This window comes from Telluria sp. BA11, from assembly GCF_056680305.1.
In genome coordinates, this window is record NZ_CM155275.1 from 2,634,050 (window position 1) to 2,656,577 (window position 22,528).

Here is a 22,528-nt window from a genome sequence, read left to right on the forward strand (position 1 = left end):
GGCGCGCCTTACGCGCCACGCCGGCCACCGCTGACGCGTTCGATACCGGCCAGATCACGCCAGCTTTGCACGTCGCCATAGCCGCGCGCCGTCAGCAGTGCGCGTACGGCGCCGGCCTGATCGTAGCCGTGTTCAAGCAGCAGCCAGCCGCCGGCGTCCAGATGCGCGCCGGCGCCATCGACGATCTGGCGCAGGTCGGACAGGCCGTCGGCATGGTCGGTCAGCGCATCCACCGGCTCGAAGCGCAGATCGCCTTCGCTCAGGTGCGCGTCGCCGGCCACGATGTAGGGGGGATTCGAGGCGATCAGGTCGAAACGCTTGTCGCCCAATCCGGCAAACCAGTCGCTGCGCACGAAGTGCACGCGCGCGCCATTGGCAGCGGCGTTCGCGCGCGCAATGGCGAGGGCGTCGTCGCTGACGTCCAGGGCGGTGATGGCCAGGTCGGGCCGGGTGTGGGCAGCCGCGACCGCAATGGCGCCGCTGCCGGTGCCCATGTCGAGCAGGCGTGCCTGCGGCGCCAGGCGCTCGAGCGCGAGTTCGACCAGCAGTTCGGTGTCGGGCCGAGGAATCAGCACGGCTGGTGTGACCTTGAACGGCAGCCCGAAGAATTCGCGTTCACCGGTGATGTAGGCGATCGGTTCACCGGCAAGGCGGCGTGCGACGAGGCCATTGAGCAGCACTGCTTCGGCACTGGTCAGCGCGCGTTCGGATTGCGTGATCAGTGCCACGCGCGGCAGGTGCAATGCATGGCACAGGAGGATGCGGTTTTCCAGCGCATCGAGCGGCAGCGCCAGGCGCGCCTGGGCCAGGGTGACGCCGGCCTCGATCATGCGTTGGCGCGGCGCAGCTGGCGCATCAGCACCCAGCCCAGCAGCACGGTGAGGATCACGAACCAGACGGCCGACCATTGCGGAATGGCCAGGCCCAGCACCTTGTCGGTCGCGCCTTCGCACAGGCCATCGGCGCGGAACAGCCACGGCAGGTATTCGGCGGTCGGGATCTTGTTGAGCATGGTTTCCATCGGATCGATGCCGCACGAGAAACCGGGGTTCGCGATCACGTACAGGTGCTTGCCGACCGTGATCAGGCCGCCGACGGCAGCCACCAGCGCGACCACGACGCTGCCGCCGATCTTGCCGGTGAACGCGCCGACGAGGGCAGCCAGGCCGATGCCGAGGAAGCAATACCGCTGGATCACGCACAGCGGGCAAGGCCGCATTTCCAGGCTGTGTTGCAGGTACAGGGCAAAGCCGACCAGTGCAAAACTGATGAAGGAGATGATGAACAGGGCCTGGCGATTGGTAGGTTGCATGATGGGTGGTTTTCTCGGCGTGGGAGCGGAAGCGACGCGATCGTGGGCTGAATCGGGAGCGCCCATTTTCGCACAAACGTTATCGGCAGCTTCCCGCTATTTTCAATCTGGCAACTTAAAGCGGCCTTAGTCGCCCAGCGCCGCCAGTTGCTCGGCCTGGTGTTCCGACGCCAGCGCATTGGTCAGGTCGCTCAAGTCGCCATCCATGATGAAATCGAGCTTGTACAGCGTCAGGTTGATGCGGTGGTCGGTCAGCCGGCCCTGCGGGAAGTTATAGGTGCGAATGCGCTCGCTGCGGTCGCCTGAACCGATCAGGCTCTTGCGCGTGGCCGCTTCCTTCGACTGCTGCTCGCGCAGCTGGGCATCCTTCAGGCGCGCGGCCAGCACTTTCATGGCCTGTGCCTTGTTCTTGTGCTGGCTGCGATCGTCCTGGCATTCCACCACCAGGCCGGTCGGCAGGTGGGTGATGCGCACGGCCGAATCGGTCTTGTTGATGTGCTGCCCGCCGGCGCCCGAGGCGCGGTAGGTGTCGATGCGCAGGTCGGCCGGGTTGATGTCGATGTCTTCGACTTCGTCGGCCTCGGGCATCACTGCCACCGTGCAGGCCGACGTGTGGATGCGGCCCTGCGTCTCGGTGGCCGGCACGCGCTGCACGCGGTGCCCGCCCGACTCGAATTTCAGCTTCGAGTAGGCGCCATTGCCGACGATGCGCACGATCACCTCTCGGTAGCCGCCCAGGTCCGACGTCGACTCCGACACCATCTCGACCTGCCAGCGATTGCGCTCGGCAAAGCGCGTGTACATGCGCAGCAGGTCGCCCGCGAACAGCGCCGATTCGTCACCACCCGTGCCGGCGCGGATCTCGAGGAAGATATTGCGCTCGTCGTTGGCGTCCTTCGGCAGCAGCATCTTTTGCAGCTCCTGCTCCAGATCCGCCATGCGGACCTTGGCCGCTTCGATTTCTTCCTGCGCGAACTCCTTCATTTCCGGGTCCTGCAGTATTTCCTGCGCTTCGGCGGTATTGGCCAGCGCGCTTTCGTACTGGCGGTACACGGCCACCAGCGGCGAGAGCTCGGCGTGCTCGCGCGTCATCTTGCGGTAGTTGTCCATATCGGCGGTGACGCCTTCGGTCATCAACAGTTCGTCCAGCTCGACCAGGCGGTTGGCAAGTTGGTCCAGCTTGGAGAGCATGGAAGGTTTCATGGGCGGTATCAGGGAAAAAGGAATCGGGCAGGCCGAGGGTTGCAGCCAGGATGCGCCAGGCATGGCGCGGGCGGGCAGGCCGCCAGAGAACTGGTGCGCTAACGGCGACCGCGAAACAGCTGCGGCAGCAGGCTGGCCAGGCGCGCGCGTTCGTCGCCCTGGGCATGGTGCAGGGCCTGTTGCGGGCCATGCAGGAACTTGGCGGTCAGGCCCCGGGACAGGGCTTCGAGCACGGCGTCGGCATCGTCGCCGCGCGCCAGCATGCGCCGCGCACGTTCGAGTTCGGCCAGGCGCAGCACCTCGCTCGACTCGTGCAGGTCGCGGATCACCGGCACCACGGCGCGGTCGCCCACCCAGTGCATGAACGACTCGACGCGCGTTTCGATGATGGCTTCGGCCTGGCGCACGGCGGCCTGGCGGCTTTCCATACCGGTCTGCACCACCTGGGCCAGGTCGTCGACCGTATACAGGAACACGTCGTCCAGGCGCGCGACTTCGGGCTCGATATCGCGCGGCACGGCCAGGTCGACCATGAACATCGGGCGATGGCGGCGCGCCTTGACGGCCCGTTCGACCATGCCCAGACCGATCAGCGGCAGCGTCGAGGCAGTGCATGAAATCACGATGTCGAACCCGTGCAGGCAGTCGGGCAGCTCGGCCAGGCCGACCGCGCGGCCGTTGTAGCGGCTGGCGAGCAGCGCGCCGCGCTCCATGCTGCGGTTGGCGATGGTGACCGATTTCGGGTTCTGCGCCGAGAAGTGCGCCGCGCACAGTTCGATCATTTCACCGGCGCCGATGAACAGCACGTGCTGGTCGGCGATGCGGTCGAAGATGCGGTGCGCCAGGCGCACGGCGGCGGCGGCCATCGACACGCTGTGCGCGCCGATCTCGGTACTCGACCGCACTTCCTTGGCCACGGCGAAGGTGCGCTGGAACATCTGGTGCAGATAAGTGCCCAGGCCGCCGGCTTCGTCGGCGGTGCGCACGGCGTCCTTCATCTGGCCCAGGATCTGCGGCTCGCCCAACACCATCGAATCGAGACCCGAAGCGACGCGAAACGCGTGGCGTACGGCGTCGTCCTGCGGCAGCAGGTACAGGTGGGGGCGCAGCTCGGCGTAGTTCAGCGCGTGGTAATGGGCCAGAAATTGCGCCGACGCATCGAGCGGGTCGGGCAGGCTGGTGGCCGCATACAGCTCGCTGCGGTTGCAGGTCGACAGGATTGCCGCTTCTTCATTGCCCGTAGAACCATTGCGCGCGAACCAGCCGCGCGCCGACTGCACCGCCGTGCCGATCTGGTCGGGCGCGAGCGCCAGCTGCTCGCGCAGCGAGACCGGTGCGGTCGTGTGGTTCAGGCCAACGGCGAGAAGTTGCATTCTGGGGAGGGTAGAGGGTGAATGACTGCGGTCATTATACCCTCATGGGGGCAGGGCTTCAGAAGCCGGGTCAGGCGCCCAGTTTTTCCAGGCGGTAACCATAGCTGTAGACGGGCACCAGCCGAAAGCCATTCTCGGGCCGCAGGTGCAGTTTATTGCGGACCCGCGACACGTGCGTGTCCATCGTGCGCGACGGCACGTCATTGTCGCGAACCCAGACCGACTCGTGAATGTAGGCACGGGACAGCGGCCGGCCGATATTACGGAAGAACAGCAGGGCCAGCGAAAATTCCTTTTGCGTCACGTCGATGACGGAACCATCCCTGAGCAGGCGGCCAGGGCGCGTTTCAAAGGTGTACGGGCCGAACTGCAGCTGCTCGGCGCTGTTTTGCGACGGGTAGGCGCGGCGCAGCAGGGCCGACACGCGCGAGACCAGTTCGCCGCGGCGCAGCGGCTTGATCAGGTAGTCGTCGGCGCCGGCGTTGACGCCGGCGATGATGTCGTCTTCTGCGTTATTGCCGACCAAGAACATCGTCGGCGCATGCGAAGCCAGCTTTTCCTTGGCGCGGCGCAATACTTCGGCACCATCCATATCTGGAACGTTCCAGTCCATCACGAGCATGTCGGCGCTATCTTTGCGCAGTTGCGCAAGCAGGTCGCGGGCGCTGTCAAACGATTGGCAGTTGTGGCCGGCAGTACTGAGGACCTGGCAAATCAGGTCGGCTTGCGGGCGGTCTTGCTCCAGAACAGCGATCTTCATGATAGGACAAGTGTGAAAGTTTGCACTGTAGGAAGACTCCTACAAAGTTAAAAATGAATATATCAGACTTTTACAAAATAGTGCTAAAGGTAAATACTGTTTTTTCGCTTATCGTTGCGACTGTTGTGTTAAAGGGACCACGTACGACGTCATGTCATAGGGGTACACTGGATTTCAAATGAAATCTGAATAATGAAAAGGGTGAGATTATGTTGTTTCGACGCAAAGATGTGACTGTTCCTGAAGACCGCGTGCCCGTCAGTGGCCCGGAAGTCGAGGCCACGCGCCTGCGTTGCCTGGCATTGGTCAAGAAGCGCGCCGCGATGTCGGCAGCGGTGGCGGCGGTGCCAATTCCCGGCCTGGATCTCTTGGCCGATATTACCGGTTTTGCGTCCCTGGTCGATGAAGTCAACGCCGAGTTTGGCCTGACGCAGAAACAGATCGAGCGCCTGAACCCGCGCCTGCGCATCATTGCCTATAAGGCAGCAGCGTCGGTCGGTGGCATGCTGGTCGGCAAACTGGTCACGCGTGGCGTGGTACTGCGCCTATTCCAGCGCGTGGCGGGCCGGATGGCCGTCAAGTCGAGCGCGAAAATGGTGCCGATCGCCGGCCAGATCGCGTCGGCCGCCATCGGCTACACGCTGTTCAAGCGGATGGGCACGCAGCACGTGGAAGCGTGCGTGGCCGTGGCGCGCGAGCTGGAAAATGCCGGGATCGACCACAACGTGGCCGAGAATGACGATGCCGTTGGCGCGACCAGCGGCACGGCGAAGGCGCCGCTGCTGGTGATGTAAAGCTGGCTGGGCGGGTACAACAACCGCCCAAAACAAAGCCCGCTCAAAGCGGGCTTTGTCGGTCACGGGTGCGCACGTTCAATTATCCGGCAGCACCACATTCACATCGAGCACTTCCAGGTTGCCCTGGCGGTCGAGCGACACCTTGATGTCGTCCGGATTGACCTTGACGTACTTCGAGATCACGGCGATCAGCTCCTGGTGCAGGGCGGGCAGGAAGTCCGGCCCGGCACGGTTGGTGCGTTCGCGCGCAATGATGATCTGCAGGCGTTCCTTGGCAGCTGTCGCGCTCTTCTTTTTTTCGGGGAAGAGAAAGGATAGCAGTGCCATCTTACTTGGCTCCGAAGATACGCTGGAACAGTCCCGGCTTTTCGTAGCTGGTAAAGCGCAGCGGGCGTTCTTCGCCCAGGAAGCGCGCGACCACGTCTTCATAGGCTTCGGCCACGTCGGTTCCCTTGAAGTGAATCGCCGGGTTGCCCTGGTTCGATGCGTGCAGCACCGATTCGGATTCAGGGATGATGCCGATCAGCGGAATGCGCAGGATTTCCTGGACGTCCTGGTACGACAGCATTTCGTCGGCGTCGACGCGCTTTGGCGAGTAGCGGGTGATGAGCAGGTGTTCCTTGACCGGCTCCGAGCCGCTCTGGGCACGGCGCGATTTGGCCTGCAGGATGCCCAGGATGCGGTCCGAGTCGCGCACCGACGACACTTCGGGGTTCGTCACGACAATCGCTTCGTCGGCGAAGGTCAGCGCCATCAGCGCGCCGTGCTCGATACCGGCCGGCGAATCGCAGATGATGAATTCGAATTCCATCTTGACGAGGTCGTTGATCACGCGCTCGACGCCTTCTTCGGACAGGGCGTCCTTGTCGCGCGTCTGCGATGCCGGCAGGATGAACAGGTTGTCGCAGTGCTTGTCCTTGATCAGCGCCTGGTTCAGGGTCGCTTCGCCATTGACGACGTTGATCAGGTCATACACCACGCGGCGCTCGCAACCCATGATCAGGTCGAGGTTGCGCAGGCCGACGTCGAAGTCGATGACGGCGGTCTTGTGGCCACGCATGGCCAGCCCGGAGGCGAAGCTGGCGCTCGAGGTCGTCTTGCCAACACCGCCCTTGCCGGACGTCACAACAATAATTCGTGCCACAAATAAGTCCTTTTCAGTATCTGTTCAATTCGAAAGATCAGGCGCGCGACGGCGCTGCGAGCGACTGGATATCGATCCGGTCGCCGACAAGCCGGATCTGCGTCGGCTGACGCGCCAGGTCGGTCGGGAAGCCTTCGTCGAACGTGCGGTAAACGCCGGCGATCGAAACCAGCTCGGGCTGCATCGACAGCGCGAAGATCCGCGCATCGGCATTGCCCGAGGCACCGGCCAGCGCGCGGCCATTGAGCGGCGCGTAGACATGGATGCTGCCATCGGCGATCAGTTCGGCGCCATTGTTGACGACCGCAGTCACGATCAGGTCGGTGCCGCGCGCATAGATGCGCTGGCCGGCACGCACCGGGGTGTCGATCACCATCGGCGCCAGGGCGGGTGCGCCCGGCTGGCTGGCGGCCTGGGCCGGAGCCGGTTCTGGGGCGGGCGCAGGTGCGGCTAGCGCCGGGGCCGGTTCCGGTGCAGGCGTGGCTGCTGCATGCACGACGAGCGGCGGCGGCGTGGCGTGGCCGCCGGCGTGCACGCCGCCCGAGCCATCGTCCAGCGCCAGGCCCTGGGCCCGGATTGCATCGATCATCAACGGACTGGCGCCGCGTACGGCCACAGCGTTGAGGCGATATTTCTTGAGCAGCGCCACGATGGCGGCCCAGTCGATCGTCCAGGCGCTCGAGGTGAAGGCGCTCACGTCGATCACCGCAAACTCATCCTCGAAAAAGTCCGACACGCCGCCCGTCATCGAGGCCAGTGCGGAATCGATCGCCTCGAGGTCTGCCGAGTGCAGGATCGTCGAAATGGCGACGACCGTGGAAATCTTGATCTCGATGGGAAGCGTGGTCTTGGGCATAAAACAGAGTGGTTGGCATTGCGCTTGTGCATTCTACTGTGAAAATTGTAGAAAAGGACAGAAGCGCACGCATCATTCCTAGTGGCAATTGAACATGCATCGAGTTGGAAATTAAGTTCTGTTCTACATCAAGCTCAGGCGCTTGCAACCTTGTTTTTGATGAATAAACTGCTAAGATTGCCAGTGCTTAAAGATCAGCATGGGTTCCTCGACCCTCGATCACCGCTGCTATTTTTTATGGCAGTCCGGGCGGTTGGGGCTTCATTATTCCCATGCGCATGGGCACCGCACCCGACAAAGCTGCGCCCCGTCCCAGGGAAGTCCTGAATAATGCCGGCCCCAGGCCGGTTGAACGGAGAATGAAATGGAAGACGTCGTCATCGTGGCCGCTGGCCGCACCGCAGTTGGTAAATTTGGCGGTACGCTCGCCAAGATCCCCGCCGCCGAACTCGGCGCACAAGTCATCAAGCACCTGCTGGACAAGACCGGCATCGATCCTGCCGCTGTCAGCGAAGTCATCATGGGGCAGGTGCTCACCGCCGGTGTCGGGCAAAATCCGGCGCGCCAGGCTCTCATCAAGGCCGGCCTGCCCGAAATGGTTCCGGGCTACACCATCAACAAGGTTTGCGGCAGCGGCCTCAAGGCCACCCACCTGGCCGCGCAGGCGATCCGCTGCGGCGACGCCGATATCGTCATCGCCGGCGGCCAAGAAAACATGAGCGCCTCGCCGCACGTGCTGTCCGGTTCGCGCGACGGTTTCCGCATGGGCGACGCCAAGCTGGTCGACACCATGATCAATGATGGCCTGTGGGATTCGTTCAACGGGTACCACATGGGCGTGACGGCGGAAAACGTCGCGCGCAAGTACGAGATTTCGCGCGCCGAGCAAGATGAATTCGCGCTGCAGTCGCAGCTCAAGGCCGAAGCAGCCCAGAAAGAAGGCCGCTTCAAGGACGAAATCATCCCGATCGAGATCGTCTCCAAAAAAGGCACCACGGTCTTCGACACCGACGAGTATCCAAAACAGGGCAGCACGATCGAAGCGCTGGCCAGCCTGCGGCCTGCCTTCAATAAAGAGGGTAGCGTTACCGCCGGCAATGCGTCGGGCCTGAACGACGGCGCCGCCGCCGTGATCATGATGAGCGCATCGAAAGCGCGCGAGCTGGGCCTGACCCCGCTGGCGCGTATCAAGGCCTACTCGTCGTCCGGGCTGGACCCGGCGATCATGGGCATGGGCCCGGTGTCGGCCTCGAAGCTGTGCCTGAAAAAAGCCGGCTGGACCCACGAAGACCTCGACCTCATGGAAATCAACGAAGCCTTCGCCGCCCAGGCCGTTGCCGTGAACAAGGAAATGGGCTGGGACACGTCCAAGATCAACGTCAACGGCGGCGCCATCGCGCTGGGCCACCCGATCGGCGCCTCCGGTGCGCGCGTCCTGGTCACGCTGCTGCACGAAATGATCCGCCGTGACGCCAAGAAGGGGCTCGCCAGCCTCTGCATCGGCGGCGGCATGGGCGTGGCGCTGGCAATCGAGCGCGACTGACGCTTTCAGTATCCAACACGGTGATGTGCGGGGCGGCCAGGACGGGCGCCGGCGCCGTCACCGGTTTCGACGTAGCAACCGACAATAAAACTGGAGAAGACAATGGCTAGAGTAGCGTTAGTAACCGGCGGCATGGGCGGCCTGGGCGAAGCGGTGTGCATCAAGCTGGCCGCGCTGGGGTACCAGGTCGTCACCACTTTTTCGCCGGGCAATACGAAGGTCGAGGGCTGGCTCGGCGCCATGCGCGAGCAGGGCTTCGATTTCAAGGCGTATGCCTGCGACGTTTCCGACTACGATGCGGCCCAGGAATGCGTGCGCCAGGTGATCGCTGACGTCGGCCCGGTCGACGTGCTGGTCAATAACGCCGGCATCACGCGCGACATGACGTTCAAGAAAATGGACAAGGTCAACTGGGACGCCGTGATCAAGACCAATCTCGACTCCGTCTTCAACATGACCAAGCCGGTCTGCGATGGCATGGTCGAGCGGGGCTGGGGCCGGATCATCAATATCTCGTCGGTCAACGGCCAGAAGGGCGCGTTCGGCCAGACCAACTACTCGGCGGCCAAGGCCGGCATGCACGGCTTCACCAAGGCACTGGCGCTCGAAGTCGCGCGCAAGGGCGTGACCGTCAACACCATTTCGCCAGGCTATATCGGCACCAAGATGGTGATGGACATCCCGAGCGAAGTGCTGGAAACCAAGATCATCCCGCAAATCCCGATGGGCCGCCTCGGCAAGCCCGAAGAAGTCGCCGGTCTGGTTGCGTATCTGTCGTCGGACGAAGCAGCCTTCGTCACGGGCGCGAATATCGCGATCAATGGCGGCCAGCACATGTCTTGATCGTGCTGGATAGCGTTATAAAGCCGTGGCGACACGGCTTTTTTCTTTTGGGGCCTACGTGAAGCACGCATTGCCATTGCCGCGCGTGATTGCGCACTGCGACTGGAGCATCCACCCTGGCAAGCGCTGGATGGCGGTCGCGCTGCGCGATGTCGACAGCGCCGGCTGGCAAATCGGTCTGCCCGAGCCGGTCGGCGTGACCGCCACGTTCCTGGAACGGCTGGCGGCGCGTTCAAAGGCGCCCGGCCCGGTGCTGGTGGGCGTCGATTTTCCCATTGGGGTGCCGGCGGCATATGGCGCGGCGACGGGGCTGGCGAATTTTGCCGAGCTGCTGGCCACTGTCGGCAGTGGCGCCTGGGAGCGCTGGTTCGAGGTCTGCGATGACCGCGCCGACATCGGCATCCACCGGCCGTTCTATCCGGCCCGCCCCGGTGGCCGCCTGCGTGAGCACTTGCTGACGGGTCTGGGCCACGCCGAGGCCGCCGACCTGCTGCGCGCCTGCGAGCGCAAGACCGACCAGCGACCCGCCGCGTGCAGCCTGTTCTGGACACTGGGCGGCAACCAGGTCGGCAAGGCCGCGCTGGCCGGCTGGCGCGAGGTGCTGCAGCCGCAGGGCGCGCGCATCGCGCTGTGGCCGTTCGACGGCGCGCTGCACGACTTGCTCGGTGGCGTGCGCACGATCGTGGCCGAGACCTACCCGGGCGACACCTACCACCGGCTCGGCATCGGCCGCCGGCCCGTGTGGAGCAAGCGCAGCCAGGCCGGGCGCGCATCCGTTGCGCCCCCATTGCTCGACTGGCTGGCGCAGCGGGGGCATGCGCAGGCGCCGGGTCTCGCGGCCGCGATCCGTGACGGCTTCGGTGCCCACGCCAGCGGCGAAGACCAGTTCGATGCGCTGGTCGGCCTGTGCGGCATGCTCGACGTGGTCGACGGCCACCGCGCCGAAGGCCCGCCGCTTGACGCGCAGGTGGGGCGTTGGGAAGGCTGGGTGCTCGGCCAGGCGGCGTGACCGTGCCCTCTGCTTCTGCATCGCATGCCCGTACGTTACAATCGATTTTCCCATTCACTGACCGTCAAAAGCCCCCATGCCAGTCACGCCGCCGTCGCTGTTCCCGCCGCTCCAGCCGCTTCGTAGCGGGATGCTGGCGGTCGACGAACTGCACACGATCTACTGGGAAGAAGTCGGTAACCCGGATGGCATTCCCGTGCTGTTCCTGCACGGCGGCCCCGGCGCCGGGCTGTCGCCGCAGCACCGCCGCTTTTTCGATCCTGCGGCCTACCGCGTGATCCTGTTCGACCAGCGCGGCGCCGGCAAATCGACGCCGCTGGGCGAGTGGCGCAACAACACGACGCAACTCCTGATCGACGACATCGAGCGCCTGCGCGCGCTGTTCGGCATCAAGCAATGGCTCGTGTTCGGCGGCTCGTGGGGCTCGACGCTGGCGCTGGCCTACGGGCAGGCGCATCCCGAGCGCTGCCTGGGTTTCGTGCTGCGCGGGATCTTCCTGTGCACGCGCGCCGAAGTCGACTGGTTCATCAACGACATGCGCTGGTTCTATCCCGAGCTGTACGATGAATTCGTCGCGCCGATCCCTTTGGCAGAACGCAATGACCTGCTGGGCGCCTACGCGCGCCGGTTGCTGTGCCACGATCCCGATGTGTTCTGGCCGGCCGCGCGCGCCTGGAGCCGCTTCGAAGGCCGCCGCGTCTTTCTGCTGCCGCAGCCCGAGGAAGCCGCCAGTGACACGCTCGACCTGGGCGTGGGCCGGCTCGAGGCGCACTACATGGTCAACGGCGCGTTTCTGGACGAAGACCAGCTGGTGCGCGACGTCGGGCGCATCGCGCATCTGCCGGCCGTGATCGTGCAGGGCCGCTACGATGTGATCTGCCCGCCGCTGTCGGCCTGGCGCCTGCACCGGGCCTGGCCGGGTTCGACCTTGCAGATGATTCCCGACGCCGGCCACGGCGCGCTCGAAACCGGCATCGCACGCGCACTGGTCACGGCCACCGAACAGTTCAAGCGCCACCGGCGCTCCGAATGAGCGGCGGCTGTTAAACTACGCCAGACCCACACTACAACAAGATCAACGCGTTCTCATGAATATCCAGATCAGCGATATCGGCCACGTCATCCAGCTGGCCATCGCACCCGTTTTTTTACTCACCGGCGTGGCCACCAAACTGACCGTGCTGACCAACCGGCTGGCCCGCATCATCGACCGCACGCGCGTGCTCGAAGACCGGCTCAAGGTCAGCCCCAACACCGAGTTTTCCAGCGAGCTCGAACTGCTGTACCAGCGTTCGCACCTGATCAACTTCGCGATTGCCTCCAGCACCGCCTGCGGCCTGCTGGTGTGCGTCGTCATCGCGATGCTGTTCGCGGGCGACACCACCGGCATCCCGCTCGACCAGTACATCGCCGCGAGCTTCGTGCTGGCGATGCTGGCCCTGATCAGCAGCTTCGTCTATTTTTTGCGCGAGATTTTCATCTCGTCGCGTTTCATGCGCATGCAGCACCAGCAAATCATGATGCAGCAACCGCCGGCACCACTGCCATAAGGCGGTTGCGGCCAGAAAGAATCCCATGCACGACTACCAACGCCCCCCGACCCTGCACCGCTATGCACTGCGCACCGAACTTGAAAACTCGCTGCGCCTTGGCCAGTTCCGCCTCGAGCCCAGCGGCGGCTTCTTGAACCTGTCGTTCTCCACCGCCTGGGACAAGGCCCTGTTCGACATCATCACGCCGAGTGACGCGTGCCTCGTGATCCACAATAGCGAAGAATTCGGCGAACGCCTGCACCGCGCCGTGCAGCGCATGCTGCCCAACTGGGCCGGCATCGATGGCGCCATCGAATACGGCAGCCGTTCGCCGCTGGGCGCCGCGTTCACCAAGAGCGCGGGCCAGGCGCGCGAAAAGGAATGGCAGTTCGCATGGCGCTCGATGTCGCCGGGCGCGAGCCTGAACCCGATCGTCGTCAAGATCGGCAGCATCGAAAGCTTCGCCGAGCTGCGCGACCGCGACAGCCACCTCGCGTAAAACCCGCCAGCCGTGTTTAGACGCACGGCTCGACAAAATCGCGGTGTAATGCCGCGATGACTATCTCTTCTGCCTACGCGCACCTGCTTGCGCCGCTCGACCTGGGTTTCACCACGCTGAAGAACCGCGTGATCATGGGCTCGATGCACACCGGGCTCGAAGACCGCTTCTACAACTACGGCAAGCTCGCCGCGTTCTATCGCGAACGCGCGCGCGGCGGCGTCGGCCTGATCGTCACCGGCGGCATTTCGCCCAACCGCCAGGGCTGGCTGCTGCCGTTTGGCGGCACGCTCAATTTTCTTGGCGACGTGCCGAACCACCGGCGCGTCACTCGCGCCGTGCACGAAGAGGGCGGCAAGATCGTGCTGCAGATCCTGCACGCGGGGCGCTACGGCTACCAGCCGTTCGTCGTGTCGGCGTCGAACCTGAAGTCGCCGATCTCGCGCTTCAAGCCCAAGGCCCTTTCTGAATCCGGCATCGAGTCGACGATTGCCGCCTACGTGCGCTGCGCGCGGCTGGCGCAAAAGGCCGGCTACGACGGCGTGGAAATCATGGGCAGCGAAGGCTACCTGCTCAACCAGTTCCTGTGCGCGCGCGCCAACCGCCGCACGGACGGGTGGGGCGGGCCGATCGAGCACCGCATGCGCCTGGCCGTCGAGATCGTGCGCCGCATCCGCGCGGCGGTCGGGCCGGACTTCATCCTGATGTACCGCCATTCGGTGCTCGATCTGGTCGACGGCGGCAACACGTGGGACGAGGTGGTGCTGGTAGCGAAAGCCCTGGAGGCTGCCGGCGTGACGATTTTGAATACCGGCTACGGCTGGCACGAGGCGCGCATTCCGACCATCGTCACGTCGGTGCCGCGCGCCGCGTTCGCGCAGGTGGCGGGTCGCTTGCGGGCCGCGGTGGGCATCCCGGTGGTGGCCTCGAACCGCATCAATATGCCGCACGAGGCCGAGGCCCTGCTGGCGCGGGGCGACGCCGACCTGGTCTCGATGGCGCGGCCGTTTTTGGCCGATCCCGAATTCGTGAACAAGGCGGCGGGCGGCCGCGCGGACGAGATCAACACCTGCATCGCCTGCAACCAGGCGTGCCTGGACCACACCTTCTCGAACAAGCGCGCTACGTGCCTGGTCAATCCGCGCGCCTGCTACGAGACCGAACTGGTGATCCGCCCGGCCGCGCAGCCGCGCCGGATCGCCGTGGTGGGCGCCGGCCCCGCCGGTTTGTCGGCCGCGACGGTGGCCGCAGAACGGGGGCACCGTGTGACGCTGTTCGATGGGCTGGATCGCATCGGCGGCCAGTTCAATGTCGCGATGCGCGTGCCGGGCAAGGAAGAATTCGCCGAGACGATCCGCTATTTCGGGCGCCGTCTCGCTTTGCTCGGCGTCGATGTGCGCCTGAATACGATCGTCACGCGCGAGGCCTTGCTGGCCGAAGGCTTCGACGAGGTCGTCGTCGCCACCGGCATCCGCACCCGCAAGCCGGCCATTCCCGGCATCGACCATCCGATGGTGCTCAGTTACCTGGATGTGCTGCGCGACGGTCACCCGGTCGGCGCGCGCGTGGCGATCATCGGCGCTGGCGGCATCGGGTTCGACATGGGGGAATTCCTCGTGCACGATCCGCAGGTGGCGCTGCCCATGACGCCCGCGCACTGGATGGGGGAGTGGGGCGTCGATCCAATGGTGGCCACGGCCGGTGGTTTGATGGCGCCGGTGGCGCCGCATCCGCCGCGCCAGGTCTGGCTGTTGCAGCGCAAGAGCACGCGCCCGGGTGCGGGGCTGGGCAAGACGTCAGGCTGGGTGCACCGCGCAACGCTGGTGCGAAACGGCGTGACGATGCTGGCGGGTGTGCAGTACGACCGCATCGATGATGCGGGCCTGCACATCACCGTCGGTGGGCAGGCCCGCGTGCTGGCGGTGGACAACGTGGTTGTCTGCGCGGGGCAGGAGAGCCTGGCCGAGCTGATGCCGGCCGAGGCAACCGGCAGCAGCGGGCCAGGTTTCCACAAGATCGGCGGCGCCGCGCTGGCGGCTGAGCTCGATGCGAAGCGCGCGATCCGCGAAGGGTTCGAGTTGGCCGCGCGCCTGTAAGGCTGGCGCTTACAGCTTGCGCACCACCACGCAGCCGATCGAGTAGCCGGCGCCGAACGAGCAGATCACGCCATTGGTGCCGGCCGCCAGATCGTCCTGGTATTTGTGGAACGCGATGATCGAGCCAGCCGACGACGTGTTGGCGTAGCTGTCCAGGATCACTGGCGCCTCGCCGGGTTCGGCGTCGCGGCCCAGCAGCATGCGCACGATCAGCAGGTTCATGTTCAGGTTCGCCTGGTGCAGCCAGTAGCGCGCGACGTCGTCGGTGCCCAGGCCAGCGGCAGTCAAGGTGTCCTTGATCGTCTCGGCTGCCATCGGGCAGACTTCCTTGAACACCTTGCGGCCCTGCTGGCGGAACAGTTTATCCGGCAGGCCGACGCCGGCTTCGTCGAAGCGGTTCATGAAGCCGAAGTTGTTGCGGATATTGTTCGAGAAGCTGGTCTTGAGGCGGCTGTCCAGGATTTCCCACTGGTGCGCGCCGGTGGCCGTGGCTTGCGCCTCGATGATGATCGCGGTGCAGGCGTCGCCAAAGATGAAGTGGCTGTCGCGGTCACGGAAATTCAGGTGGCCGCTGGTGATTTCAGGGTTCAGCACCAGTACTGCGCGGGCGCGCCCGCCGCGCACTGCATCCACCGCGGTGGCGATGCCGAACGTGGCCGACGAACAGGCCACGTTCATGTCGAAGCCAAAGCCGTCGATGCCGAGCGCTTCCTGCACTTCAACGGCCATCGCCGGGTAGGCGCGCTGCATATTGCTGCAGGCGACCAGCACCATGTCGATGTCGTGCGCCTGTTTGCCGGCGCGCTCCAGCGCCTCGCGCGCAGCAGCTACGCACATTTCGGCCTGCAGCGAAATCTGGTCGTCCGGGCGGTCGGCGATACGCGCCGTCATGTGGGCCGGGTCGAGGATGCCGCTCTTTTCCATCACGTAGCGCGACTGGATGCCGGACGCTTTTTCGATGAAGCCGCTGCTCGACTGCTCGAGCGCCGTCACCTCGCCGGCGGCGATGGCAGTCGCGTGTTCGGCGTTGTGCAGGTCGACGTAGGCGTTGAAGGCGGTCACCAGCTCGTCGTTCGAGATGGAATGCGGCGGCGTAAACAGGCCGGTGCCGCTGATGACGACAGGTATCATGTTCAGGAAACTTTCAAGGAAAATAAGGCCGCTTGGCCGCAAGATGCGCCGATTCTACACGCTCGGCGCGAGCGTGGGAATCGGGTAGAAAGCCGGGTAGAAAGCCGGGCAGAAAGCCGGGTAGAAAGCCGGGCGGGAGCCAGGCTGCAGCGCCATACCTTCAGCGCCCCTGGCGCGCCAGCGTCGTGCCATTGGCGCGGCCAGACAGCACCACCGGCTGGCCCTTCAGGTGGCGCAGTGCCTGGGCCAGCTGGAAGTCGTCGGCGCTGCCGTAATCGAGCGGCTTGCGCTGGCGCGCTGCGTTCAGGAGCCGCATCTGCTCTTCGATGTCGTCCTCGCGCGTGGCGACTTCGGCCCCGCCGCCATTGGTCAGGTGGTGCTGCAGGTCGGCTTCGCGCATGCGCAGGGCGTTCAGGCCATCGCCGTCGGGATATTCATCGACCGGGACATCGGGCAGGATGCCGCGCGCCTGGATCGAGCGCCCGGCCGGCGTGTAGTAGCGCGCCGTGGTCAGCTTGACGGCGGCGTTGCCGCCGATCGGGCGGATCGTCTGCACCGAGCCCTTGCCGAAGGTCTGGCTGCCGAGGATGGCGGCGCGCTTGTAGTCCTGCAGTGCGCCAGCGACGATCTCGGAGGCCGACGCGGAACCGGTATTGACCAGCACGACCATCGGCAGCTTCTTGAATGCCGGTGGCAGGCTTGCCAGCGGATCGGCGCCGCTGCGCAGCATGTAGAACTCGGGCCGGCCATAGAAGCGCTGGCGCGAGTCGGCCAGCTGGCCGTTGGTCGAGACGATTTCGGCGTTGTTCGGCAAGAACGCAGCGGCCACGCCGATTGCGCCCTGCAGCAGGCCGCCGGGATCGTTGCGCAGGTCGAGCACCAGGCCTTTCAGGTCGGGGTCTTCGCGGTACAGCGCCTGCAGCTTGGCGGCCATGTCGTCCACGGTCGGCTCCTGGAACTGCGCCACGCGCAGCCAGGCGTAACCCGGTTCGACCATTCTGGCCTTGACGCTTTTCTGGACAATCTCGCGCCGCTCGACGGTGATGGTGAGCGGCGCTGGCGCCGACTTGCGCACGACCGTCAGGGTCACGCGCGTGCCCGGTTCGCCGCGCATGCGCTTGATGGCGTCGTCGATCGGCGTGCCCTGGACCGGGTGGCCGTCGATGCGGGTGATCAGGTCGCCCTCCTTGATGCCGGCATGGTAGGCGGGCGAATCTTCCATCGGGCTGATGATTTCGATGTAGCCGTCTTCGCTGACGCTGATCTCGATGCCCAGGCCGACGAAGCGGCCTTCGGTGCCTTCGCGCAGTTCGCGAAACGCGCGCGCGTCGAGGTAGGCCGAGTGCGGATCGAGCGACGCTACCATGCCGGTGATCGCCTGCGACAGCAGGGCCCTGTCTTCGACGGGCTCGACGTAGCTGGTCTTGATGACGCCGACGACGTCGGCCAGTTCGCGCAACTCGGCCACCGGCATGCTCGATTCGAGCGACGGTTTGAAGGAAAGGGCGGAAAACTGCATCGTCAGGCCAACGCCGGCAACGATGCCCAGGCCGATCAGGCAGCCATTCTTGAAGGTGGAACCCATGTGATCCATTGTGGCAGCGCGCGCCGGTCGTGGAACCCGAGGCGCTGTGATCGGCCTGAGGTTGCGCAAGCGGAGTATAAACCGGTTCGCGCGCTGTTGTTGGTGGCCCCCATGGTCCTGGCAATGCCCTGCGATTTGGTGGGAAAAACAATATCGACCGAATTGGCTCGAATAGCGATTTGTTACACGCCGTTAGCGAGGGTAAGCAAATGTAAGAGTGGCGCCCGGTATAACAGTGCGCACCTATAGTCGTGACTAGTTTTTCTCTCTCTCTCCACTCTTGAAGTGGTCTTGTCCCGCGGCTTTACTGCCGCGGGATTTTTTTTGGGCGTGTCACCTTGTTGTCACCTTCCAACACATGCATACGCGAGATTTACCCGCCTGCGTGTATCGAAAAGTAAAAAAATCATCACGGCCAGCGCCGTTGCAAGTCCACCCGCTAGAATGTTCTTTTGCCGGCACGCAGCAGGCGCGACCGGTCAGACGTTGTTTATCCCTGCGAACACTTAGCAACCAAGGACTTACCCGTGAAGCGACTTCTCCTGAGTACCCTGACCCTGTCCCTGGCGGCAGCCTTCGCCGCACCGGCCATGGCCGCCGACGCCGCGCCTGCGGCCGCTGCAGCGCCGGCCACTGCCACCGCACCGGCCGGCGTTATCTCCGGCATCGACACCCAGTACATCGACAACAGCGTGCGTCCACAGGACGATTTCTTCACGCACCTGAACGGCAAGTGGCTGAAAGAGACCGAGATCCCGGGTGACCGCTCGAGCTGGGGCACCTTCATGAAGCTGCGCGAAGACACCACGCCGCAACTGCTGGCGATCATCGAGGCGGCGCAGAAGGACACCGGCGCCAAGGCAGGCACCGAAGCGAAGAAGATCGGCGACCTGTACGCCAGCTTCATGGACGACGCACGTCGCGAAGCGCTCGGCTACAAGCCGCTGACGGGCGAGCTGTCGCGCATTCGCGCACTCAAGGACAAGAAGGGCATTCCGGCGTTGGCCGCTCACCTGGGCAAGATCGGCGTGGCCAGCCCGTACGGCATCTACGTCGGCCAGGACATGCGCGAGTCGACCCGCCACGCAACCTACATCAGCCAAAGCGGCCTGGGCATGCCCGACCGTGACTACTACCTGAAGGCAGACGACGCCAAGCTGGCCGAGATCCGCGCCAAGTATCAGGTGCACGTCGAGAAGATGCTGGCGCTGGCCGGCGAAAAGAACGCCGCCGCGCAGGCCAAGGCGATCGTCGACTTCGAGACCGATCTGGCCAAGGTCCAGTGGACCAAGGTCGAGAACCGCGACCCGGTCAAGCGCTACAACAAGATGACGGTGGCCGAGCTCGCCAAGCTGGCGCCGGGCTACGACTGGAAGGGCGCACTGGCCGCCGCCGGTGTGGGCAACAAGATCGACACCATCATCGTCAACCAGCCAAGCTACTTCACGGGCTTCGATGCACTGCTGGCCAAGACCGACCTGGCCACGCTCAAGTCGTATTTCGAATGGCAGCTGCTGCGCGAATACGCGCCGTACCTGTCGAAGGCGTTCGTCGATGAGAACTTCGCGTTTTACGGCACCGCGCTGACCGGCGTGGCCGAGCAGCGTCCGAGCTGGAAGCGCGGCGTGTCGACCGTCGAAGGCACGCTGGGCGAAGCGCTGGGCAAGCTGTACGTGGCCGAGCATTTCCCGGCCGAGCGCAAAGAACGTATGGAACAACTCGTGAAGAACCTGATCATCGCCTACGGCCAGTCGATCGATAACCTGGAGTGGATGAGCCCGGCGACCAAGAAGGAAGCACGCGCCAAGCTGGCCAAGTTCACGCCGAAGATCGGCTACCCGGACAAGTGGCGCGATTACTCGCGCCTGACGATCAAGCGCGATGACCTGGTGGGCAATGCGATGCGTGCGTCGACCTTCGCCTACAACTACAACATCGACAAGCTCGGCAAGCCGATCGACCATACCGAGTGGGGCATGACGCCGCAGACGGTCAACGCCTACTACCGCAGCACGATGAACGAGATCGTGTTCCCGGCCGCGATCCTGCAGCCGCCATTCTTCGACATGCGCGCCGACGACGCGGTCAACTACGGCGCCATCGGCGCCGTGATCGGCCACGAAATCGGCCACGGTTTCGACGACAAGGGCAGCCAGTCCGATGGCGACGGCAATCTGCGCGACTGGTGGACGGCCGAAGACCGCGCCGCCTTCAAGGCCCGTACCGACAAGCTGGTCAAGCAGTTCAACGGCTACGCGCCGCTGCCAGGCTACAACGTGAACGGCGAACTGACGCTGGGCGAGAACATCGGCGACAACGCCGGCCTGTCGATCGGCTACAAGGCCTATAAATTGTCGCTGGCCGGCAAGCCGGCGCCGGTGATCGATGGTCTGACGGGTGACCAGCGCTTCTTCATGGGCTTTGGCCAGGTGTGGCGCTCGAAGATGCGTGAAGCCCAGCAGATCAATCAGGTGAAGACCGATCCGCACTCGCCGGGCCAGTTCCGCGCCAACGGCACCGTGTCGAACATGCCCGAGTTCTACGAGGCGTTCAACGTGAAACCGGGCGACAAGATGTACCTGGCCCCTGAAGACCGCGTCATCATCTGGTAAGGTTCCATGACAAGGGGCCGGCGTCACGAGCGCCGGCCTTTTGCATTGCACTCATACACAAAAAGAGAGAGATAACCATGCAACGAAAACTGATCAGCGCAGCAGCGCTGGTGTTGACCACGTCGTTCATCGCGCCAATGGCGCTGGCCCAGGCCACCACCGCCGCCACGGCGCCGGCCGGTGCATCGTCCGGCATTGCAACGCAATACATCGAACCGTCCGTGCGCGCGCAGGACGACTTCTTCGAACACCTCAACGGCAAGTGGCTCAAGAGCGTCGAGATCCCGGCCGACAAATCCACCTGGGGCGCGTTCCACCAGCTGCGCGATGACACGCTGCCGCAACTGCGCGCGATCATCGAGCGCACCGCCGCTGACAAGAACGCCGCCGCCGGCAGCGAAGCGCGCAAGATCGGCGACTTCTACGCCAGCTACATGGACGAAGCACGCCTCGAGCAGCTGGGCGCCACGCCGCTCAAGGGCGAGATGAACAAGATCGCCGCAATCAAGAGCAAGGCCGAACTGCCTGCGCTGTTCGCCAACCTGAATCGCGCCGGCGTGACCGTGCCGTTCACGTTCTTCATCCACCAGGATGCCAAGGATTCGACCAAGTACGTCGCCGACCTGTACCAGTCAGGCCTGGGCATGCCCGACCGCGACTATTACCTGAAGCAGGACGACGCCAAGCTGGCGGACGTGCGCGCCAAGTACCAGGTGCACATCGAGAAGATGCTGGCGCTGGCCGGCAGCAAGACCGCCGCCGCTGACGCGAAAGCCATCCTCGACCTGGAAACCCGACTGGCCAAGGTCCAGTGGACCAAGGTCGAGAACCGTGATCCGATCAAGACCTACAACAAGGTCGAGTTCAGCAAGCTGGCCGCGATGGCGCCGGGCTACGACTGGAACACTTGGCTGAAGGCCTCGGGCCTGCAGGGCAAGGCAACGTATCTGATCGTCAGCCAGCCAACCTACCTGAAAGGGTTTACCGACGTCCTGAACAGCGTGCCGCTGGCGACCTGGAAAGCATATCTGCAATTCCAGACCGTGAACAGCTACGCGAACTACCTGTCGAAAGCCTTCGTCGACCAGCGCTTCTCGTTCAACGGCACCACGCTGGCCGGCATTCCACAACTGGAACCACGCTGGAAGCGCGGCGTCTCGACACTCGAAGGCAGCCTGGGCGATGCCGTGGGCAAGCTGTACGTGAAAGACCATTTCCCGGCCGAGCGCAAGGCGCGTATGGAAGTGCTGGTCAACAACCTGCTGGCGGCCTACAAGGATTCGATCGACACGCTCGACTGGATGAGTCCGGCGACCAAGAAGGAAGCGCAAACCAAGCTGGCCAAGTTCACGCCGAAGATCGGCTATCCGAACAAGTGGAAGGAATACACAGCGCTGACCGTCAAGCGCGATGACCTGGTGGGCAACGTGATGCGTTCGCGCGACGTCGAATACAACCGCGAACTGAACAAACTGGGTAAGCCAATCGACCGCGACGAGTGGGGCATGACGCCGCAAACCGTCAACGCGTACTACAACCCGGAACTGAACGAAATCGTGTTCCCGGCCGCGATCCTGCAGCCGCCGTTCTTCGATGCGAAGGCCGACGACGCGGTCAATTACGGTGGCATCGGCGCCGTGATCGGCCACGAAATCAGCCACGGCTTCGACGACCAGGGTTCGCAGTACGATGGCGACGGCAATATGCGCAACTGGTGGACCGAAGAAGACGGCAAGCGTTTCGGCGAAAAGACCAAGGCCCTGATCGCCCAGTACGCCGCGTTCAGCCCGCTCGAAGGCTATAACGTGAATGGCGAACTGACGCTCGGCGAAAACATCGGCGACAACTCAGGTCTGGCAATTGCCTACAAGGCCTACAAGATCTCGCTCAAGGGCAAGCCAGCGCCCGTGATCGACGGTCTCACCGGCGACCAGCGCTTCTACATGGGCTGGGGCCAGGTGTGGCGCACGAAGATGCGCGAACCGGCGCAGATCGCGCAGATCAAGACCGACCCGCACTCGCCGGCGCAATACCGCGCCAATGGCACGCTGAAGAACCAGCCTGGTTTCTACGAGGCGTTCAAGGTCAAGGCTGGCGACAAGATGTACCTGGCGCCAAAGGATCGCGTGATCATCTGGTAAGCCTGTGCTGCTGGGAATGTCCCGGCGGCGTTGTATCTGATAATGAATGCAGGAAGGGCCGCTTGCGCGGCCCTTTTTCTATTGTGCTGCCA

The 22,528-nt window shown here is 64.2% G+C and carries 20 protein-coding genes; 10 read left to right on the forward strand and 10 right to left on the reverse strand.

Annotated features, from left to right (window positions below; genetic code table 11):
• Positions 1-8: 8 nt before the first annotated feature.
• The 5 genes from prmC to AC1MGT_RS11590 form a co-directional block, all read right to left on the reverse strand.
• Entirely contained in the window at positions 9-830 is an 822-nt protein-coding gene (prmC, locus tag AC1MGT_RS11570) for a peptide chain release factor N(5)-glutamine methyltransferase (protein WP_499500279.1), read from the reverse strand.
• Entirely contained in the window at positions 827-1,312 is a 486-nt protein-coding gene (locus AC1MGT_RS11575) for a disulfide bond formation protein B (protein WP_499500280.1), read from the reverse strand. Before AC1MGT_RS11575 ends, prmC begins: the two co-directional genes overlap by 4 nt.
• A gap of 126 nt (positions 1,313-1,438) precedes the next feature.
• The gene (prfA, locus tag AC1MGT_RS11580) at positions 1,439-2,515 is read right to left on the reverse strand and encodes a peptide chain release factor 1 (RefSeq protein WP_499500281.1); all 1,077 of its coding nucleotides are present in this window, start codon (positions 2,513-2,515) and stop codon (positions 1,439-1,441) included.
• 98 nt (positions 2,516-2,613) lie between these two features.
• Positions 2,614-3,888: a glutamyl-tRNA reductase gene (gene hemA / locus AC1MGT_RS11585; protein WP_499500282.1), complete on the reverse strand. Its 1,275-nt coding sequence runs from the start codon at positions 3,886-3,888 to the stop codon at positions 2,614-2,616.
• A gap of 70 nt (positions 3,889-3,958) precedes the next feature.
• Entirely contained in the window at positions 3,959-4,648 is a 690-nt protein-coding gene (locus tag AC1MGT_RS11590) for a response regulator transcription factor (RefSeq protein ID WP_499500283.1), read from the reverse strand.
• Positions 4,649-4,878: 230 nt separating this feature from the next.
• On the opposite strand from AC1MGT_RS11590, the gene AC1MGT_RS11595 reads away from it, so the two are divergent.
• Positions 4,879-5,442 carry a hypothetical protein gene (locus tag AC1MGT_RS11595; RefSeq protein WP_499500284.1) on the forward strand — a complete coding sequence of 188 codons (564 nt, stop codon included), beginning with the start codon at positions 4,879-4,881 and terminating at the stop codon, positions 5,440-5,442.
• A 78-nt stretch (positions 5,443-5,520) separates the two neighbouring features.
• Here AC1MGT_RS11595 and minE read toward each other — a convergent pair whose 3' ends face one another.
• Genes minE through minC form a run of 3 tightly spaced genes read right to left on the reverse strand, consistent with a single transcriptional unit; the run spans position 5,521 to position 7,445 of the window.
• Complete coding sequence (gene minE / locus AC1MGT_RS11600; protein WP_183554769.1) at positions 5,521-5,772, reverse strand: cell division topological specificity factor MinE; 252 nt, start codon at positions 5,770-5,772, stop codon at positions 5,521-5,523.
• Position 5,773: 1 nt separating this feature from the next.
• Complete coding sequence (gene minD, locus AC1MGT_RS11605) at positions 5,774-6,589, reverse strand: septum site-determining protein MinD (protein WP_183554767.1); 816 nt, start codon at positions 6,587-6,589, stop codon at positions 5,774-5,776.
• A 37-nt stretch (positions 6,590-6,626) separates the two neighbouring features.
• Entirely contained in the window at positions 6,627-7,445 is an 819-nt protein-coding gene (minC, locus tag AC1MGT_RS11610; protein ID WP_499500285.1) for a septum site-determining protein MinC, read from the reverse strand.
• 364 nt (positions 7,446-7,809) lie between these two features.
• Between minC and AC1MGT_RS11615 the strand changes: the two genes are divergently transcribed.
• The 7 genes from AC1MGT_RS11615 (at position 7,810) to AC1MGT_RS11645 (ending at position 14,967) form a co-directional block, all read left to right on the forward strand.
• Complete coding sequence (locus tag AC1MGT_RS11615; RefSeq protein WP_183554764.1) at positions 7,810-8,988, forward strand: acetyl-CoA C-acetyltransferase; 1,179 nt, start codon at positions 7,810-7,812, stop codon at positions 8,986-8,988.
• Between the two features lie 102 nt (positions 8,989-9,090).
• Positions 9,091-9,831: an acetoacetyl-CoA reductase gene (phbB, locus tag AC1MGT_RS11620; RefSeq protein ID WP_258836962.1), complete on the forward strand. Its 741-nt coding sequence runs from the start codon at positions 9,091-9,093 to the stop codon at positions 9,829-9,831.
• 58 nt (positions 9,832-9,889) lie between these two features.
• Complete coding sequence (locus tag AC1MGT_RS11625) at positions 9,890-10,840, forward strand: hypothetical protein (RefSeq protein ID WP_499500286.1); 951 nt, start codon at positions 9,890-9,892, stop codon at positions 10,838-10,840.
• A 76-nt stretch (positions 10,841-10,916) separates the two neighbouring features.
• The gene (pip, locus tag AC1MGT_RS11630) at positions 10,917-11,873 is read left to right on the forward strand and encodes a prolyl aminopeptidase (RefSeq protein WP_499500287.1); all 957 of its coding nucleotides are present in this window, start codon (positions 10,917-10,919) and stop codon (positions 11,871-11,873) included.
• Between the two features lie 55 nt (positions 11,874-11,928).
• A complete protein-coding gene (locus AC1MGT_RS11635; protein ID WP_183554758.1) occupies positions 11,929-12,390 on the forward strand; it encodes a DUF2721 domain-containing protein in 462 nt (153 codons plus the stop codon).
• A 25-nt stretch (positions 12,391-12,415) separates the two neighbouring features.
• Positions 12,416-12,871, forward strand: coding sequence for a hypothetical protein (locus tag AC1MGT_RS11640; RefSeq protein ID WP_183554756.1), 456 nt, complete (start codon positions 12,416-12,418; stop codon positions 12,869-12,871).
• 56 nt (positions 12,872-12,927) lie between these two features.
• Positions 12,928-14,967, forward strand: a complete 2,040-nt coding sequence (locus AC1MGT_RS11645) for an oxidoreductase (RefSeq protein ID WP_499500288.1) — start codon at positions 12,928-12,930, stop codon at positions 14,965-14,967.
• A 9-nt stretch (positions 14,968-14,976) separates the two neighbouring features.
• Here AC1MGT_RS11645 and AC1MGT_RS11650 read toward each other — a convergent pair whose 3' ends face one another.
• Positions 14,977-16,098 carry a beta-ketoacyl-ACP synthase III gene (locus tag AC1MGT_RS11650; protein WP_499500289.1) on the reverse strand — a complete coding sequence of 374 codons (1,122 nt, stop codon included), beginning with the start codon at positions 16,096-16,098 and terminating at the stop codon, positions 14,977-14,979.
• A 160-nt stretch (positions 16,099-16,258) separates the two neighbouring features.
• A complete protein-coding gene (locus AC1MGT_RS11655) occupies positions 16,259-17,683 on the reverse strand; it encodes a S41 family peptidase (RefSeq protein ID WP_499500290.1) in 1,425 nt (474 codons plus the stop codon).
• Positions 17,684-18,210: 527 nt separating this feature from the next.
• Here AC1MGT_RS11655 and AC1MGT_RS11660 point away from each other — a divergent pair.
• Together AC1MGT_RS11660 and AC1MGT_RS11665 are read left to right on the forward strand one after the other, a co-directional pair.
• Positions 18,211-20,295, forward strand: a complete 2,085-nt coding sequence (locus AC1MGT_RS11660; RefSeq protein ID WP_499500291.1) for a M13 family metallopeptidase — start codon at positions 18,211-18,213, stop codon at positions 20,293-20,295.
• Between the two features lie 77 nt (positions 20,296-20,372).
• Positions 20,373-22,436, forward strand: a complete 2,064-nt coding sequence (locus AC1MGT_RS11665; protein WP_499500292.1) for a M13 family metallopeptidase — start codon at positions 20,373-20,375, stop codon at positions 22,434-22,436.
• Positions 22,437-22,528: the final 92 nt, after the last annotated feature.